This window comes from Natronococcus sp. CG52, from assembly GCF_023913515.1.
In the GTDB taxonomy this organism is placed as follows: domain Archaea; phylum Halobacteriota; class Halobacteria; order Halobacteriales; family Natrialbaceae; genus Natronococcus; species Natronococcus zhouii.
Map to the genome: position 1 here is coordinate 117,575 of NZ_CP099393.1, position 15,320 is coordinate 132,894.

Here is a 15,320-nt window from a genome sequence, read left to right on the forward strand (position 1 = left end):
TATCCAACCAAGATCTATCGCACACCAGCCGCTCAGAAGGAATAAGAGCTGGTCTATCGATCTATCGCAAAAAGGCGGATTAGGGGTGGGGATTGGGGACTCTCGTTCTCTCAATCAACGTTCGAATTCCGCCAGGGGGGATTGGGAGTGCGATGGATGATGGCAGCTCCGCTATGGTTGCACGGGAGCGGCCGTACCTGGCGTGGTCACGTGCCGGTAGGAGCACGTGACGTCTACCTATCTGGTCCGGTTTCATATTAACCGGCGAGCTCGATCCCAGTGTGTGGGAATGGCACTGCCAGTTCTGAGGGGTAATAGTAGACCGACCAGATCACTCGTTTTCAAAGACCTCAGCAGTCTCCTCGGCCAACTCACTCGCTTCGATATGGGCGTACATCTGTGATGTGGTCCGCGGGTCGGCGTGGCGAAGCACTCGTTGTGCTGCAGCCGCGCCGTGCTCGCGATAGATCGCCTCACCGACGCCACGCCTCGCACCGTGCGGTTTCAGGTACTCGCCGTCGACGTCGAGATCAGCGTCTTCGCATAGCCGTTTCAGGACTGATCGGCCACCGTTCGTCGAGAGAGGCGGCGGAACTCCTCCGTGTTTCCGTTATAACTCCAAGGTTCACCCGCAGATGGATCGGCGCCGTCCGAGGGATTGCTATACAGCGACGGCGCATGGCTCGAGACAAAGATCGGCCACTCTGAAGATGATGGATTGAGTGCCTTCTCAAGCCTCTCGATCGATCCGTGTGCCTGTGGCGGGAGTTGGACCTCCTCATGTTGCTAGTTCTTCCCCAGGACGTAGAGCTGGTTGTTTTCGAAATCGACATCCTTCCACCACAGCCCGTTCTGGCAGTCGTCTCGAGGATCACTGAGGACTTCGCCGCTTGCATGATAGCCAATTCCAAGAACTGCCCGCTCGTTGACTAGACACTGCTTTAAAGACAATTGATCACAGTTACTACCAGGTATAGTATTTTATGTTATGATCTATAATGTATTGTAACGATGACCGATAAACAAAGCGATAGTACTTTGAGCGAAAGGTGGAGTGCAGACGATCTGAAAGACGTCCATTCTTTACCGTCCGATATCGGTCGGCGGGCATTCCTCCAATTGACGAGTGTGGGGGCAGTAACCGCTCTCGGAACTGGTAGCGGAGTAGCCGCAAGTTCGGACGCGCCGAATACGAAGACGCGTCTGACTTGGTGGACCCAAACGGACCGCGAGAACGCCCGACGTAATATCCAGCAGTACGGCTGGGCGAAACAGCGCCGTGACCAAGCCGTTCAGACGGCAGACGCCTACCTCGAGGAGTATAGCATGGGCGACCTGTGGAACGTGGTCGCCGGCCAGCGCGTCCCCCGCGAAGCGGGTACGAGGCGCGTCCGTGATCTTATGGGCGGGACGTCGTCGTCCGGGACCGATCGGCCCTGGAAGATAGCAACGGACAGTGGGTACATCATGCCGACGAACGACTTCGCGGCGTACCGCCAGAGCGGTCTCAATAACAAGGGAACATTCGATCCCACCCTGGCCGACGATCAGTACCTCGTCAACGAAGAGTATCCGGACAAACCCGATGACTGGGGCGTCGATGACGGTTACGGATGGGTCGATGAGGGTGGAGAATTCGGCAACGAAGGCGAGACACTCCACTTTATCGCATTCTACAACCACTGGTTCCGCTGGCGAGGGGTGATCCAGGACATGATTCAGACGTTCTCCGATGCCTACCTCTTCACCGGAGACACCAAGTACGCACGCGCCGGAACGGTGTTGCTAGATCGTATTGCCGATATTTATCCCGACATGCAAATTGCCGCCTATCCCACGCCGGAGTATCACAACATCACCGGTGGTCGCGAGACGGGTAAAATTCTTGGTTCCCTCTGGGAAGACCAACTCATTCCAGACTTTCTCAAGAGCTATGACGCGTACTACCCAGCACAAGACGACCAGCAGTTACTCAATTTCCTCGACAAGAAAACGGAGGAGTATCCAGGTCTTGGGTGCAAGGATACGGCCGGATACATCAGAAAGAACATCGAGGACGGGCTATTCAGACAAATCCTACCAGCCGTCAAGAACACCCACATTGTTGTCGAGAGTGGTGCACGAGACGTGTTGGCCCTCTCGGCGCGGATCCTAGACGAACCGAACGGGTATACGGATCGAGCCCTCGAATTCCTCTTACAGCCAGGCAATATTGAATACACCGGCAGCGACGGTGATGACGAGTCGAGCGAGTGGACCACGACTGGGGGGGACGTTCTCCCCTGGTTACTCAGACATGTCGACCGAGACGGCTATCGGGAAGAAGCGGGGCCACACTACAACTCACTCGGTCAGGGCGTGTTCACGAATTTGGCGAATATCCTCAAAGGATATGACGTCTACGAAGGTGCAGATCTCTGGGAACATCCGAAACTCTACACCTTCTCGCAACAAAACATCGATCTCGTCTTACTCGATCAACTGACGCCGGATATTGGCGACGATGAAACCAGGTACATGAACTACAACTTGAACACCGAGACGATCCAGAGTGCGTTCCAAGCCTACGGTGATTCGCTATTCGCCCAGACCTACTTCTTCCTGAACGGCTACACGACCGCTGGTATGCGAGGCGACATCTTCTCTGCAGATCCGGAAGCGCTTCCAGCCTCGGTAGAGAGTGTGATCGAAAACGAGGGTGTCCTCGACAGGGACAGTACACTGTTACCAGCCTACGGATTCACCGCGCTCCGTGACGGGGAGAACTACACGAATGTCCGCTACGGGGAGACCTACGCGTTCAAGGATCTCCTAGTCAGTAGTTCCGTCCCGACCAAGGATTTCTCGGAAGCGATTCAACTCCAAGCGAACGCGCCGGGTGAAGAGTGGACTTTTGAGTTCGAGGTTGACCACGACGGCACATTCCTTCTCGAAATAGAGGCGCTCAAGGCTTCGTCGTACGGCATCTACGAACTCCTGATCGATGGCGAGTCTGTCAGAACGATCGACTTCTTCGGCGGCTCCCGGTTTACTTCTTCGGTCGAAATAGAACTCGCGCAAGGGATACATACACTCACGTTCGCGAACAATGGCAAGAATGATGAATCTGATGACTACCTGATGGCGCTATATCACCTGGACGTTTTAGACGAGGCCGCGCGGGAAACCAGAGAACGCGCCGAAAGTCGTGGCAACGCGAAACGAGCTATCTGGCTCTACTTTGGAAAGAACGCTCATGGGCCAGGCACATCCCACGCACACACCGATACTCTAAACCTCGGCGTGATGGCCCATGAACTTGACCTGGCTCCCGATCTCGGCTATCCGGCGGACCTCGGCACGCCGAAGGCTCAGAACTGGACGGCCGAGACTATCAGCCACAACACCGTGATGGTAAACGAGCAGTTCCAAGAACCACAACTTGTCGCCGAGACCAAACACTTCGACGACGACGAGAAGGTCAAACTGTTCGACGCGGATTCAACGGAAGTTTACGAAGACGTCGACGAGTATCGCCGAACGACGGCGATGATCCGCGTCGATGAGGAGAACTCTTATGCGGTCGACTTCTTCGATGTCAAAGGGGGCGACGACCATCTGTTTAGCTTTCACGGTACGAAATCGAGTAACGTCGCCACTACCGGCCTGAATTTAGTCGATCAGGAGAGCGGTACGTACGCCGGTTCGGACGTACCGTTTGCTTCCCAGTCGTACAATGAATCCAGGGGTAACGGTTTCAACTACCTTCAAGACGTCTCCCGGGACGAGAATCCACCAGAATCCTACAGTATAGACTGGAACGTAGAGGACTACCGTGACCGACGCGACGACGACGCGGATGTACACCTGCGGTTGACCATGCTGAACGACGTAGACGAGGTGGCACTCGCAACCGGCGAACCGCCAGCCTTGCCGGAGAACCCCGACGAGTTGACCTACCTGATCGCCCGACGGACAGGCAAGGGCCTCCAGTCTACGTTTTCGTCGGTTCTCGAACCCTACGTCGACCAGCGGTTTGTCGAGTCTGTCGAGTCGGTCGCCGTATCGAGCGAGGACGCAGATGTCTCGGATGCACGTGCCGTGAAAGTTGTCCTGTCGAATGGTCGAACGGACTACGTCGCCCGGGGCGCCGGTCACGACATCACACACAACGTCGGCGAGGCGTTCTCGTTCACTGGTGTTTTCGCAGTTTACTCAGAGCGCGATGGAGAAGCGGTTCGTGCCTACATTAATGACGGACCGAGCCTGACCGCAAACGGCGAGACGCTCATCGAGGAGTCGACCGGACGGTTCACGGGTACCGTCGAAGATTTCACCCGGAAGTTGAGCACGGACAACGCGATTACGATTGCACTCAACGACGACTGTGGGTCCTTTGACGGTACCGCATCGAATTACCTCTACGTCGACAACACAGATACCAGACTTCCCGGAATCAACTCGAGTGAGAATGGCGAGACCTATGCCCAAAGCGGTGCGTACCGAATCGAGGCGGTCGAGAGCAACGACAATGGCCGGATCATGGTTGACGTCGGTGACCAAACGTTTATTCGCCGATTCGCGAATCCAGAGCAACTCGAAGACGGCGGGTACCACTACAACATCGAGGAAGGCGACGAGGTGTACATGCCGTTGCGTCACACCTGGGATCCAACCGAGCAAGACTGACGCGACGGTGGGCGAACGAGTGGAATTCGAGGCGGCAGATGTAACTGACGTTTGTTCGACGAACTCGATCACCCCCGGAAGGAGGACAAAATGCAGATCGAGCAAGGGTTCGTACTCCTCGAAGCACTCGTCAAGTCCCTTTGGTTTGAGCGAGCGTGCGAGTTCCTCTCCGGGAGCGCCCTGCACATCACATACGCAAGGACGGCCTCAGTGAGCTGGTCTAATTTTTAACAATGTAGTGACCCTCCGGAACACCTTCTCGGATGAAGAGGTAAAATTCCGAATTCCTAGCACTCTGCCTCTTCGCTTTCTACAGAGATAACAAGATTGTAGCCTTGCCGTCTAGCGATCCTACAGAGCGCAATATCGGGCATGGTAGGGTACGATAGCGGCTTATTTGGCCTGCACGGAACGTGCGAATCTTGCTGTTAGGCAATAATTACTAGACGTGGGCGCTAATCCTAGCACGTTCTGCAACGCACCTTTTCGTGAAGAACACACGCGTGAGATTGTCGTATAACGTCATCTACTATCATTGGTGAAGTTAGCAGTCAGAAAACATTCGGAGTCCAGGGCACTGTCTAGTTTAGCACCTCCGCTGGCGTCTGTCCGTGGAGTGACTGATGAGGTCGTTGTGTGTTGTAGTAGTGTACGAACTGTTCAAGCCATTCTCTGACGCTGGCCCGACTGCCCACCCACGAGTTATGGAAGCGGTCGATCCGCATTTTGAGGGTATGAAACCACGTTTCGATCAGGTTTCTCTCGATGTAGTCGAGCTGACCGCTCAATCCGAATCGAGAGAGGGCAGTCAGATAGCCGTAGCCATCGACGAGAAACACCGCCTCGGAGAGATCGTGTTTCTCGGTCAGTCTGTGAATGAATGCAGCAGCTGGATTGGTGCCTCGTCGTCCAAAGACTGCGACATCGAGAACCAACCGTGAGTCTATGTCTATTGCAGCATACACCCAGGACCAGTTGCCATTGATTTTGACAGCAGTCTCATCAACGGCGACCCGCGACGGCTTCGCCGTCGGCGGGTCTGGAACGCTGTCAGCCAGCCGATGTACCCGGTGCCAGATTGCTTGATGAGAACGTTCAACGCCGATCAAGCGAAGAATCGCTTGTGTCTCTCGGAGCGAACAACCGGTTGTGTGAAGGCGGACGGCGAACACCTTGACGGGCGTCGCCGTCCGCTCACGCTCCCAAGATTCTTCTAAATCCGTCGCGTAAGACTCGCTGAGCAGGTCTGCGAGCTGCATGTCCAAACCAACTCCACGACCTGCTCGCTTCTCAAACCGCGCTAACTAGACGGTGCCCCGACAACGGATCCGTCAACATCCTTGACGCCGACCTCGACACCCCGCACATGAACGCGAACAAAAATAACGAATCACTCCGCGAATACCTCGTCGGCATCAACTGGATCGACACGCACCTCATCACGGACGCGTACTGGAAACCCGGCATGTACGCCAACCAAAACACCGCCACCAAACTCCGCAACCAATACACCATCGAACACCTCTACCAACACTTCGACATCACTGAGTAACACGGTCAAGCCAACCAATCAGACCAACCTATACGATTCTGCGGAACCCCTTGAAAATTGATAGAACAGTCGTGCTGAATAGAGAAAACGAAATTAGCGCCAAGTGACTTAGCGACTACAACGATTGGATTGTGGGTACCCGATCTTTTGTACCGCCAGTCTAGTAGCGTACTTTGGAGTACGATACTTCAGAGTATGATTATACGAAGTATTATATCTGGGGGCACGGTATTAGTGGCTATGCCTGGGTTTGTGAACCGAACGGAGGAACTCTTACACCTTTACAAACTCTATGAGTCAGATAAGGCGGAGTTGGCGGTGATTTTCGGGCGACGACGCCTCGGGAAAACCGAACTCGTCAAGCAGTCTCTCAAAGGATACGACGAGGCAATCCTCTATCAGGCGAAGCAAAAAACGAGTGCGCTACAGCTCCAGCAGTTCGTCGAAGTCGCTTCGGACGTGTACCCGGGGATCAGGCGGATCCGCGAAGAGTGGGAGTCTATCCTCGGATATCTCGCAGATCAGGATGCGATCGTCGTCCTCGACGAGTTTCCATATTTGGTTGAACAAGACGAAAGCCTCCCCTCGGTTTTGCAGGCGATGTTCGACCACGAACTCGACGACTCCAGTGCTACGTTCGTCCTCGTCGGTTCGTCGATCAGCATGATGGAGGAAGCTGCACTGTTGCGAAATAGTCCACTCTACGGTCGTTCGTCACTAAAACTAGATATCAGACAGCTTCCGTTCGATGCGGCGATGGAGTTCTTCTCCGAGAGCTACACCGCTGACGAGCAGGTGTTCACCTGGGGAATCTTCGGTGGCGTTCCGTACTATCTCGAAGAAGTGGATCCAACGGGGAGCCTCGGAGAGAACATTCAACGGACGATCCTCTCTCGGCACGGGACGCTACACGACGAACCAGACTACGTTCTCCGAATGGAACTTACGGAGCCGACGCGATACTTTTCGATTCTGGAAGCGATCGCAGGCGGAAGTACGAGTCGAAACGAGATTGCCGGAGCGACGGGTATCGATTACAATCAACTATCAAAATACTTGAATCAACTCTCCCGGTTGCGACTGGTCGAGCAACACGTTCCAATTACCGAACGAAAGGAGCGGACCAAGCGAAGCCGCTACCGTATCCGTGACCAGTTCTTCCGGTTCTGGTTTCACTTCGTCTACGGGAGCGGTGACAGATACGAGGATTTTGGCGACGAAGCGTACGAGACGCTCATCGAGCCGGAACTCGCGGACTTCATAAGCGACTCGTTCGAAGATCTCTGCGGTTCCGCTCTTCGAACGCTGTATCCTGAGTATACGATCACGGACGTCGGTCAATGGTGGTATCAGGAGCACGAGGTCGACGTCGTGGGTCTGACGAACGAGGACGCGCTGATCGCTGGAGAGTGCAAATTCCAGCGGTCACCGTTGGATTACGACGCGTTCTCGAAGCTTCAAACTCACGTAAACGAACTTCGATGGACGCCATCCGGAGGCGGAGAGCGGAGGCACGAATACGCGTTGTTCTCTCGAAGCGGCTTTACGCAGGCCGTAGAGGACGCTGCCGAGGAACGAGATAATCTGCAGTTGTTCACCGTCGACGACGTCGTAACAGCGCTGAAATCATAACTGCAGGTACCGTTGAATTAGCGCCTCTACGAGGCGATTGCCTCTCTAAATACCTTAGTCGGGGTTCCATTTTCGCTTTCTCGCTCCGCTTGTGCAGTGACTCTCGAGGATTCCGGTACTGAGTGCGTGATTGAGTCACACCGTATTCCAGAGACGGCTGACTTCCTAAGTACGATAGGGGGACCAAGCAGCCGTATGTGCGATAATGACGGCGACGAATTCGTCGATATCCTACTGGAGTGGTATGCTATTAATGGACGCCACGATCTCCCGTGGCGCGATCCGAACACCACTCCGTTTGAAGTCCTCGTCGCCGAGTATGCTCCAACAGACGTCCGTGGAACAAGTTCTCGGCGTCTACGAAGAGTTCGTGGAAAAGTACCGACGCCGGCGTCGCTTGTCAATGCGGGATCCGACGAGTTCGGTGAAGATCTCGAACCACTCGGCTTGCACAAGCGGACGGCGTGCATTGAAAGGGCATCCGAGCAGATTATCGGACAGCACGACGGTGAGATGCCGGACACGCTGGACGAACTTCTCGACCTGCACGGAGTCCTCTCTCGTGTAGGTCCCGCAGGGCTTGATTTCAAAGTCGAGTTCCAGATAGACGAGAGTTGAAGCGGCATGACAGACCTGTTTTGCTTCGGTTGTCTTGACCATAGACGCCCTCATCAGCAGTGCTGTGAATTAGGTTCGGCGTCTACTGTTTCCGGCGAGGAGGTTGTCACCCTCCGAAACTGTGGTATTGGTAGCTCAGACCAGAAGTTGAGGCTGCGTTGGCCAATGCATATGGGAGTAGCATTTGCCTCGTCATACTCACTCACCTACGCGGATAAGATGATTCCCCTCCGTGGCGGCGGACTTTCGCCGCAGGATACTCGCTAACCCAGCGTCCCTCTCCGTTTTTGTCTCTGGCCAGTCTCGCCTGTAACTCCACAACTATCAATCGCTATAGAGAACACTCCTATGGACAACCCAACCGTATTGGAGGCCTGTACCTCCCCCCGAGTGGATCTTGTGGTGAATTACCTATGACACAACACGATGACCGGTCCAATGAGAACCAATTCGCAACCATCGCCGTCGGCGCTGCTGAGACCAAGACGCGCCCCCATGGAGGTGGAACGAGCGACGTCGTACCGCCAATCCACCTCTCGACCACGTTCGAGTGGGGCAGCGGGGACAAGGCCAACGAACACGACTACTCACGTGAGAGCAACCCGACGCGGGTGGCCCTCGAAGAGCAGTTAGCTCGCCTCGAAGGCGGCGAGCATGCGTTGGCGTTCGCCTCGGGGATGGCCGCTATTTCGACGACGATGCTGTCGCTGGTCCCGCCGGGGGGCACCTCGTCTCCTCAGACTCTATCTATAGCGGCACCGAAAAACTGCTCACGGAACTCGCTGCCGGACACCTCAACGTCGACGTGGACTTCGTTGATGCCCGTGAACCCGAAAACGTTGCGACTGCAGTCGATTCAGAAACCGACTTAATTTGGGCAGAGACGCCGACCAACCCGCTGATGCGGCTGTGCGACATTCAGGCGATCGTCGACATCGCTGACGACCACGGTATCCCGTTCGGAGTTGACGGTACCTTTGCGAGTCCGTACTTCCAAGCACCGCTCGATCTGGGTGCCGACATTGTCGTCCACAGCACCACTAAGTACCTCAACGGGCATTCCGACTCGATCGGCGGTGCCGTCATTACCAACGACGAAGGGGTCTTTGAGCAGTTGGCGTTCGCGCAGCGGGTCGGACTTGGGAATATGCTGTCGCCGTTTGACTGCTATCTGGTTGCGCGAGGGATGAAGACGTTGCCGGCGCGGATGGAACACCACGAGACGAACGCGATGGCGGTTTCGCAGTTCCTCGAGAGCCACGATCGGGTGGCACGTGTCTATTATCCGGGTCTGGAGAGTCACCCGCAACACGACCTTGCGAGTAAGCAGATGTCGGGGTATAGTGGAATGTTGTCGTTCGAGTTTGACGGTACGCTGGTTGAACTTGAAGCGTTCGTTAAGGGGCTTGAGGTGTTTACGCCGGGGGCGAGCCTTGGTGGGGTTGAGAGTTTGGTCGAGGTGCCGTCGTTGATGATTCCCGACGATATTGGCCATGGGGAGGCGACGGCGGAGATTCCCGAGACGCTGGTCCGAGTGTCGGTTGGTCTCGAAGACGCTGATGACCTCTGCGAGGATTTCCGGATGGCGCTGCCATAGGCGCGCGTTCCCCTCCTCTGATCTCAGGTTCGATTCAGATTTTCTTCTGGAGTACGTTGTCTGTTAGCCCGTCGTAATAACCTACTCAAAACCAAGACATAAAGAAGGTTATTTACTACTAAACTGGGATTGTGTGAGCATGAATTGGGTCGGAACTGCTGAGCGCATCTTCACTGCTCCTGACGCGGGCGTCGAAATGACCGAACGCGGTGAAGTTGAGGCCGTTGCTGAAGCTGGTCTTCGTGGTGACAGATATTTCCGTGAGATCGAAACAGGGACCTTCGTCAAGTGGGAGGCTGACGAAGAACGCCCGGATGGCTACGATCTAACGCTCATTGAGCGTGAAGCCATCCACGCGATCGAGCGCGAGGCGGAGATCAAACTCGATTCTGGCGAACACAGGCGGAATATCGTCACCCAGAATGCCGCGCTCAACCATCTCGTTGGCAAGCGATTCCGTGTCGGTGACGCCGTCTGTCGCGGGGATCGACTGTGTGAGCCGTGTGGGTATCTTCAGCGTATCACGGGGGAAGAGGTCTTAGACGCATTGGCTCATCGGGGTGGGCTTCGAGCGGACATCCTCGAAAGCGGGACTATTCGGCCCGGTGATGAAATCGAACCGCTCGATTAGCTAAGGCACAGACTCGGCATCGAAAGAGCCGATTCACACGCCCACTCACCTGAGACTGTTTCGCCACCGGATGTGCGAAACGAGCGTTAGCGGCCTGCTGAATACTTCCTCTATACTGATCAGTTAGACGGATTTTTGAACGTATCGCAGCCAGCATCTCGTAGTGGCCTCGACATGTGAGTCTCGACGGACTGTCTTTCGACGGATCGCACAACGGTCGTACGTAGAGTGGCCAGCATATGATTCGACACCGCTGTACGATCGAACCTCGCTTGGAGGATTGAAAGAAGATGTTCGCGTCGTTTCGAAACCGTGGTTCACTCATGACGAGCACAACTCGGTCGATCAGTTCGTTTGCTCGCTCCCATTGGCATACTTCTGCTTCGATCCTCACGACTGTTATACGGGCTCGACACAGTATGAGATGGACACGCTCTTTCGGGTATTCGTCCTGAAGGATCTCCACGGGTGGGACCACGAGACAGCACTCGTTGAGTATCTTAATCGCCACCCAGATCTCTGCGAGCGATTGGGTCTGGAGACGATTCCGAACCAGTCGACGTTGTGGCGCAGCTGGCACAACCGATTCACTGCAGACCTTCGCGAGACAATCGAGACAGCTGCACGAACTATCCTCATCAAAGCCCAGAACGCAGGCATCTCAATTCCGCGTGACCCGGACCGAAAGCTCCCTCGCCGTGATTGCGACACTGAAGAACCGGATCTAGACAACCAGACCGTGCTGGAACAGACGGAGAAGATCACAAATCACGTCAGACGTCTCGTCTACCCCGCCTTCTCTCTTGACCGGGGAGAGGGGTGTGAAATCCACGAGAATCCCTACTGGGACTTACAGACCTACCTCGGACTTCAAGAGAATCTAGCTGCCAACGAAGGGGCTCGCAGCTTCACCTACGAGTCGACTCGTGAGCGGATGCCGTTAGGTCACGCTCATCGCGAACATATTCGAACTCTCTCGATACCGGAGATTCGAGCAATGTACCGGCAAGCAGTGAGGAGGCTCTTAGACGAGGTTGCGGACACAGAGGAGTTCTTTCGAGCTGGTATCGTCGCTATCGACATCACCGAAGATGCTCCGTTCACAGGGGACAGAGCGGGCCACGAGGACGAAATCATTGGGACGAAGGTGCTTCGTAGGATCGCTAGCCGAGGCTTGATTTCGCTGTGTTCACTAATTCAGCCGCCAGTAAGAAACCGAGACACGGCGGTCGATCCTACGGATATCTAACCATTCGGCGAAGATTATGGTCGTATTTAGTTTGTAGCACTGTGCCAGACGGCGAAGGCTTGGAGCCACGATTCTGCGGTCGTTGGTCTCGCGTGGCTGAAACAGTTTGAGAAGGAAGAGGTTCGGCGTTTTACCTCCCGAAAGATACGTTCAACAGCGTTCCGATTTCCGTATTTCTCGTATCGAAATCGGAGCCCACGTCACCGGAGTGCTGTCTGAAGAGGGTGTGCTCCATCGACGAGAAACACGGTGTCGGAGAGATCATGTTTCTCAGCTAGTTCCCGCAGAAAGATCTCTGTCAAAGCGGTCGTGGTTGTCGAAAATAGCCGTATATGGAGCAATTCGTTCGTTTCGGGATTGACCGCAGCGTACAGCCAGTACTGCTGATCGTCGATCCGAATCACGGTCTCGTCGAGCGCGACGTGATTCGGAGAGACCCTATCAGTCGGCTGTAGATCGCACTTGTGCACCCAGTCGTGGACTGCTTTCCGTGATCGTTCGACACCGAACTTCTCTAATTCTCGAACGATATTTGAAAGCGAGAGGACAGCCAGATGGAGTCGAATACCGAGCTCCATCAGCTGACGCGGTGTCCGCTCTCGCTCCACAAAACTCAAATCGATCCAGTCGCTACACCCGCTGAGGCGGTCGATTTTTGGCATTGACACCATGAAATCGTGCCGCCTCACCTTTCACGCTTAACTAAACACCGCCCCGGCGGCCCGCGTCCTGGTGCTGTCGACTACGCGTTGATGTTCCCCTTCGAGTCCCAGATTTCGGTGAGGAGGTCGACGAACAGCGCCGTTCGCTTCGGATAGCCGTCGCCGGTCGTCTTGTCGAGCGGACAATTCTCGAGGTTCGTGACAAGATCACAGGTGTGGGGCATTTCCCCCACGACCTCGCGAACGTCAAAAGAGATCCTGTTGTTGCTGTCCGTCTTCACCCATGCGACTGCACTCTGTTGATCTGTGTATTCAATGGTGTACGTCTCTCCGCCGGCTAATTCGACGATGCTCTCCATGTGCCCAACTTCAAGGCAGTGGCCCTCGCGTTCCAGGTAGAGTGTCTCGTCCTCAATCCGGGGTTCGTATCGTGGGTGGTCCGTCATCGTGTGTTAACTAAAGGCGCAGTTCACGCAGGGATAAATGATGTGTTCTTTTCTGCCCCGCTGTTCAGTGCGGAACACGAGCCGACCGCAAGGTCGCCGTCGTTCGTCTTGGCAACTGCACGGTACTCATAGTACCGCCTGCTCATGAGTTCGTCGAGGCGAACCGGGAACGTTCCCGGTTCCTCGAGGATTCGAGCGGCGGTCGCCGATGTCGCGGCTGGTGAGGGCTTCATTCCCACGAGGTCGCGCAGTTCCGCAGTACAGAGCGTGCCGATGTTGTGGGTCGTGACCAGGAGCCCGATGAACACTTCGTCGCTCAACTCGATCTGATCCGCGTCGACACAAACCGGGAGACAGCATTGAACGCACGTGCGGGGACCTCGAGGTTGCCCGCGTTCGAACTTACGAGAACTTGGTGTTGAGTTCGATCACGTTCGCGGCTCGCTGGACGCTCTCGGCGAGTTCACCGTGGAGGTAGTCGTCCGTGATCCGGCTGGCCGGTCCCGTAATACTGATCGCACCGAGGACGGTCTGTTCGTTCCTGACGGGCGCGGCAATACAGCGAAGCCCCTTAATATTCTCCTCGTCGTCGATCCCGTACCCTCGTTCGGCGGTTGTCTCGAGCTCCTTGAAGAGGGTGTCGGGATCCGTAATCGTTTTCGGCGTCTTTGGCGTAAACGAGGCGTTGCTGACGATCTCTTCCCGTCGTTCTGCGGGGAGAAACGCGAGGATGGACTTCCCGAGAGAAGTCGAGTACATCGGCTGCTTTCTACCGGCGCGCGAGACCGTCTCGACCGCTCGATTTCCTCGCGCCTTGTAGAGGTAGGAAACCTGGCCGTGTTCCTCCAGACCGAACTGGACAATCTCGCCGGTTTCGTCCGCCAGTTCGTCGACCTCGTCGACGATCACGTCGTAGTTGACGACCTGTTCGCGCACGTCGTTTGCCATGTCCAGTACCTGAAGGCTCAGCCGATAGCCGTCCCCGTCGTGGACGATGATCTCTTGGCTCTCGAGCGTCTGGAGGTGACTGTGGATCGTACTCTTCGAGTGGCCGAGTTCGTCGGCGAGTTCGGTTACGTTGGGCCGATGGTTCTTTCGAATGGCATCGAGAACCGTGAATGAAATCTCGACTGATTGGATCCTGCGTCCGGTGCGTTTGTTGGGAGCGTTTGCCATACCACGTACAGTATTTTTCAGGCACATAAAATTGTTCCCTTGAGCGGAACTAGTGGCAACGGTATCCGTCGGCGAGTGGCCCGCTCTGATCGTTCAAACGGTAGTGACGATCATTGACGCTTCGCGTACGTCGGGGGTGTGGTGCTTATTCACAGCAGAAACATGACCTGAAAACCGTGATTGTGAATCTCACTGAGTGCTCTACCGCAACCGGGTTTGGCATTACCCATATACGAACGCACCTAGAGCTCGAATTACGGAGTATTGGGCCTTGAGAGTGAATATCTGGAATCCGTCTTTCCACCCACTAGCTAATATCAACAGGTTTTTATACTCATATTCGTGTAATAAATCGTATCGTAACTATACAACCATACCTTTGTAAAATTCGGCGAGGGGGAACCAGTCGGCGACGAGAGGCCGATAAACGCTCGCAGTGAGTCGGCCGGCTACCAAGGTCGATGGCTATCAATATAATCATGATCTTTTCGACACGTACCTGAGGTTGGATCGAAGGCTCGGTCCGCCGTTCAGCACCGACCTATTCCGATAGCCGTCGAGAACGCGAGAATCGAAGCTAGTCGGCTGCGTATCGGCGGCAAAAAGTGAACGGTCAGCAGCGCATTGCACTTCCGATTCGGCGCGGTCGGCGGGACCAACCTCACACCCGAGAGAACGGCGTCGGAAGCGTCCTGTCCCATAACGACCTTCGGTCCGTCGGGCCACAGCGGCTGCTCATTAGCCATCGTGATCATGCTCCCGGTTCCGGTCACCGGCATCAATTCCAGGTCGATCTCGTTGTACTCAATGTAGGCCGCCACCGGTCCCTACGCGTTAATGTAGATCGTACTGCTGACGGCTCGTCGATGGCGTACGCAGTCCCGAACGGTAATCGCCTCTGACAATTGCAGTGTTCGTTTCGTCGTCGCTGTGTTCGAGCGCGCGTTCGAAGTCGTACTCCGCGTCGTTCGCCACGACCGAACCCGAGCCGCTCTTGAGTCGCGGGTGTCGTCCGACTATACTCGTCCAGAAGTTCGCTGCAATGGTCACCTCTTTGCTGTAATCCATCACCGACGTGCCATAGGAATG

12 protein-coding genes and 3 pseudogenes are annotated in these 15,320 nt (G+C 55.4%); 8 read left to right on the forward strand and 7 right to left on the reverse strand.

The features are described 5' to 3' along the window. Positions 1-331 precede the first annotated feature (331 nt). Positions 332-556, reverse strand: coding sequence for a hypothetical protein (locus NED97_RS23395; RefSeq protein WP_382207971.1), 225 nt, complete (start codon positions 554-556; stop codon positions 332-334). Between the two features lie 212 nt (positions 557-768). Here NED97_RS23395 and NED97_RS21930 point away from each other — a divergent pair, with 212 nt between their 5' ends. Continuing rightward, positions 769-933 (forward strand): hypothetical protein, encoded by a 165-nt coding sequence (locus NED97_RS21930; RefSeq protein WP_252491161.1) that lies wholly within the window; start codon positions 769-771, stop codon positions 931-933. Positions 934-1,011: 78 nt separating this feature from the next. After that, positions 1,012-4,668, forward strand: coding sequence for a heparinase II/III domain-containing protein (locus tag NED97_RS21935; protein ID WP_252491162.1), 3,657 nt, complete (start codon positions 1,012-1,014; stop codon positions 4,666-4,668). Positions 4,669-5,249: 581 nt separating this feature from the next. On the opposite strand, the gene NED97_RS21940 is transcribed toward NED97_RS21935, so the two are convergent. Further along, the gene (locus tag NED97_RS21940; protein ID WP_252491163.1) at positions 5,250-5,927 is read right to left on the reverse strand and encodes an IS6 family transposase; all 678 of its coding nucleotides are present in this window, start codon (positions 5,925-5,927) and stop codon (positions 5,250-5,252) included. A gap of 107 nt (positions 5,928-6,034) precedes the next feature. On the opposite strand from NED97_RS21940, the gene NED97_RS21945 reads away from it, so the two are divergent. From NED97_RS21945 to NED97_RS21970, 6 genes and pseudogenes are all read left to right on the forward strand, one after another. Further along, positions 6,035-6,220, forward strand: a complete 186-nt coding sequence (locus NED97_RS21945) for a hypothetical protein (RefSeq protein ID WP_252491164.1) — start codon at positions 6,035-6,037, stop codon at positions 6,218-6,220. Positions 6,221-6,460: 240 nt separating this feature from the next. Beyond that, positions 6,461-7,852 (forward strand): ATP-binding protein, encoded by a 1,392-nt coding sequence (locus NED97_RS21950; RefSeq protein WP_252491216.1) that lies wholly within the window; start codon positions 6,461-6,463, stop codon positions 7,850-7,852. A gap of 195 nt (positions 7,853-8,047) precedes the next feature. Continuing rightward, positions 8,048-8,470 carry a hypothetical protein gene (locus NED97_RS21955; RefSeq protein WP_252491165.1) on the forward strand — a complete coding sequence of 141 codons (423 nt, stop codon included), beginning with the start codon at positions 8,048-8,050 and terminating at the stop codon, positions 8,468-8,470. Positions 8,471-8,883: 413 nt separating this feature from the next. Further along, positions 8,884-10,067: pseudogene (locus NED97_RS21960) on the forward strand (trans-sulfuration enzyme family protein). A 139-nt stretch (positions 10,068-10,206) separates the two neighbouring features. Next, positions 10,207-10,698, forward strand: a complete 492-nt coding sequence (locus NED97_RS21965) for an MOSC domain-containing protein (RefSeq protein ID WP_252491166.1) — start codon at positions 10,207-10,209, stop codon at positions 10,696-10,698. Positions 10,699-10,861: 163 nt separating this feature from the next. Next, a pseudogene (locus NED97_RS21970) lies at positions 10,862-11,845 on the forward strand (transposase); the annotation flags it as partial. Between the two features lie 128 nt (positions 11,846-11,973). Here the strand turns inward: NED97_RS21970 and NED97_RS21975 are convergent. From NED97_RS21975 to NED97_RS21995, 5 genes and pseudogenes are all read right to left on the reverse strand, one after another. Beyond that, a pseudogene (locus NED97_RS21975) lies at positions 11,974-12,609 on the reverse strand (IS6 family transposase). An 80-nt stretch (positions 12,610-12,689) separates the two neighbouring features. Beyond that, a complete protein-coding gene (locus tag NED97_RS21980; protein WP_252491167.1) occupies positions 12,690-13,055 on the reverse strand; it encodes a hypothetical protein in 366 nt (121 codons plus the stop codon). Positions 13,056-13,078: 23 nt separating this feature from the next. Next, entirely contained in the window at positions 13,079-13,375 is a 297-nt protein-coding gene (locus tag NED97_RS21985) for a hypothetical protein (protein WP_252491168.1), read from the reverse strand. An 82-nt stretch (positions 13,376-13,457) separates the two neighbouring features. After that, positions 13,458-14,231 carry an IclR family transcriptional regulator gene (locus tag NED97_RS21990; protein ID WP_252491169.1) on the reverse strand — a complete coding sequence of 258 codons (774 nt, stop codon included), beginning with the start codon at positions 14,229-14,231 and terminating at the stop codon, positions 13,458-13,460. Between the two features lie 530 nt (positions 14,232-14,761). Next, the gene (locus tag NED97_RS21995) at positions 14,762-15,052 is read right to left on the reverse strand and encodes a hypothetical protein (protein WP_252491170.1); all 291 of its coding nucleotides are present in this window, start codon (positions 15,050-15,052) and stop codon (positions 14,762-14,764) included. Positions 15,053-15,320 lie beyond the last annotated feature (268 nt).

Bases quoted from the DNA above. Each gene is read 5' to 3' on its own strand.
- NED97_RS21935 (WP_252491162.1), top strand. From the start codon at position 1,012: ATGACCGATAAACAAAGCGATAGTACTTTGAGCGAAAGGTGGAGTGCA.
- NED97_RS21940 (WP_252491163.1), bottom strand. From the start codon at position 5,927: ATGCAGCTCGCAGACCTGCTCAGCGAGTCTTACGCGACGGATTTAGAA.
- NED97_RS21945 (WP_252491164.1), top strand. From the start codon at position 6,035: ATGAACGCGAACAAAAATAACGAATCACTCCGCGAATACCTCGTCGGC.
- NED97_RS21950 (WP_252491216.1), top strand. From the start codon at position 6,461: ATGCCTGGGTTTGTGAACCGAACGGAGGAACTCTTACACCTTTACAAA.
- NED97_RS21955 (WP_252491165.1), top strand. From the start codon at position 8,048: ATGTGCGATAATGACGGCGACGAATTCGTCGATATCCTACTGGAGTGG.
- NED97_RS21965 (WP_252491166.1), top strand. From the start codon at position 10,207: ATGAATTGGGTCGGAACTGCTGAGCGCATCTTCACTGCTCCTGACGCG.
- NED97_RS21980 (WP_252491167.1), bottom strand. From the start codon at position 13,055: ATGACGGACCACCCACGATACGAACCCCGGATTGAGGACGAGACACTC.
- NED97_RS21990 (WP_252491169.1), bottom strand. From the start codon at position 14,231: ATGGCAAACGCTCCCAACAAACGCACCGGACGCAGGATCCAATCAGTC.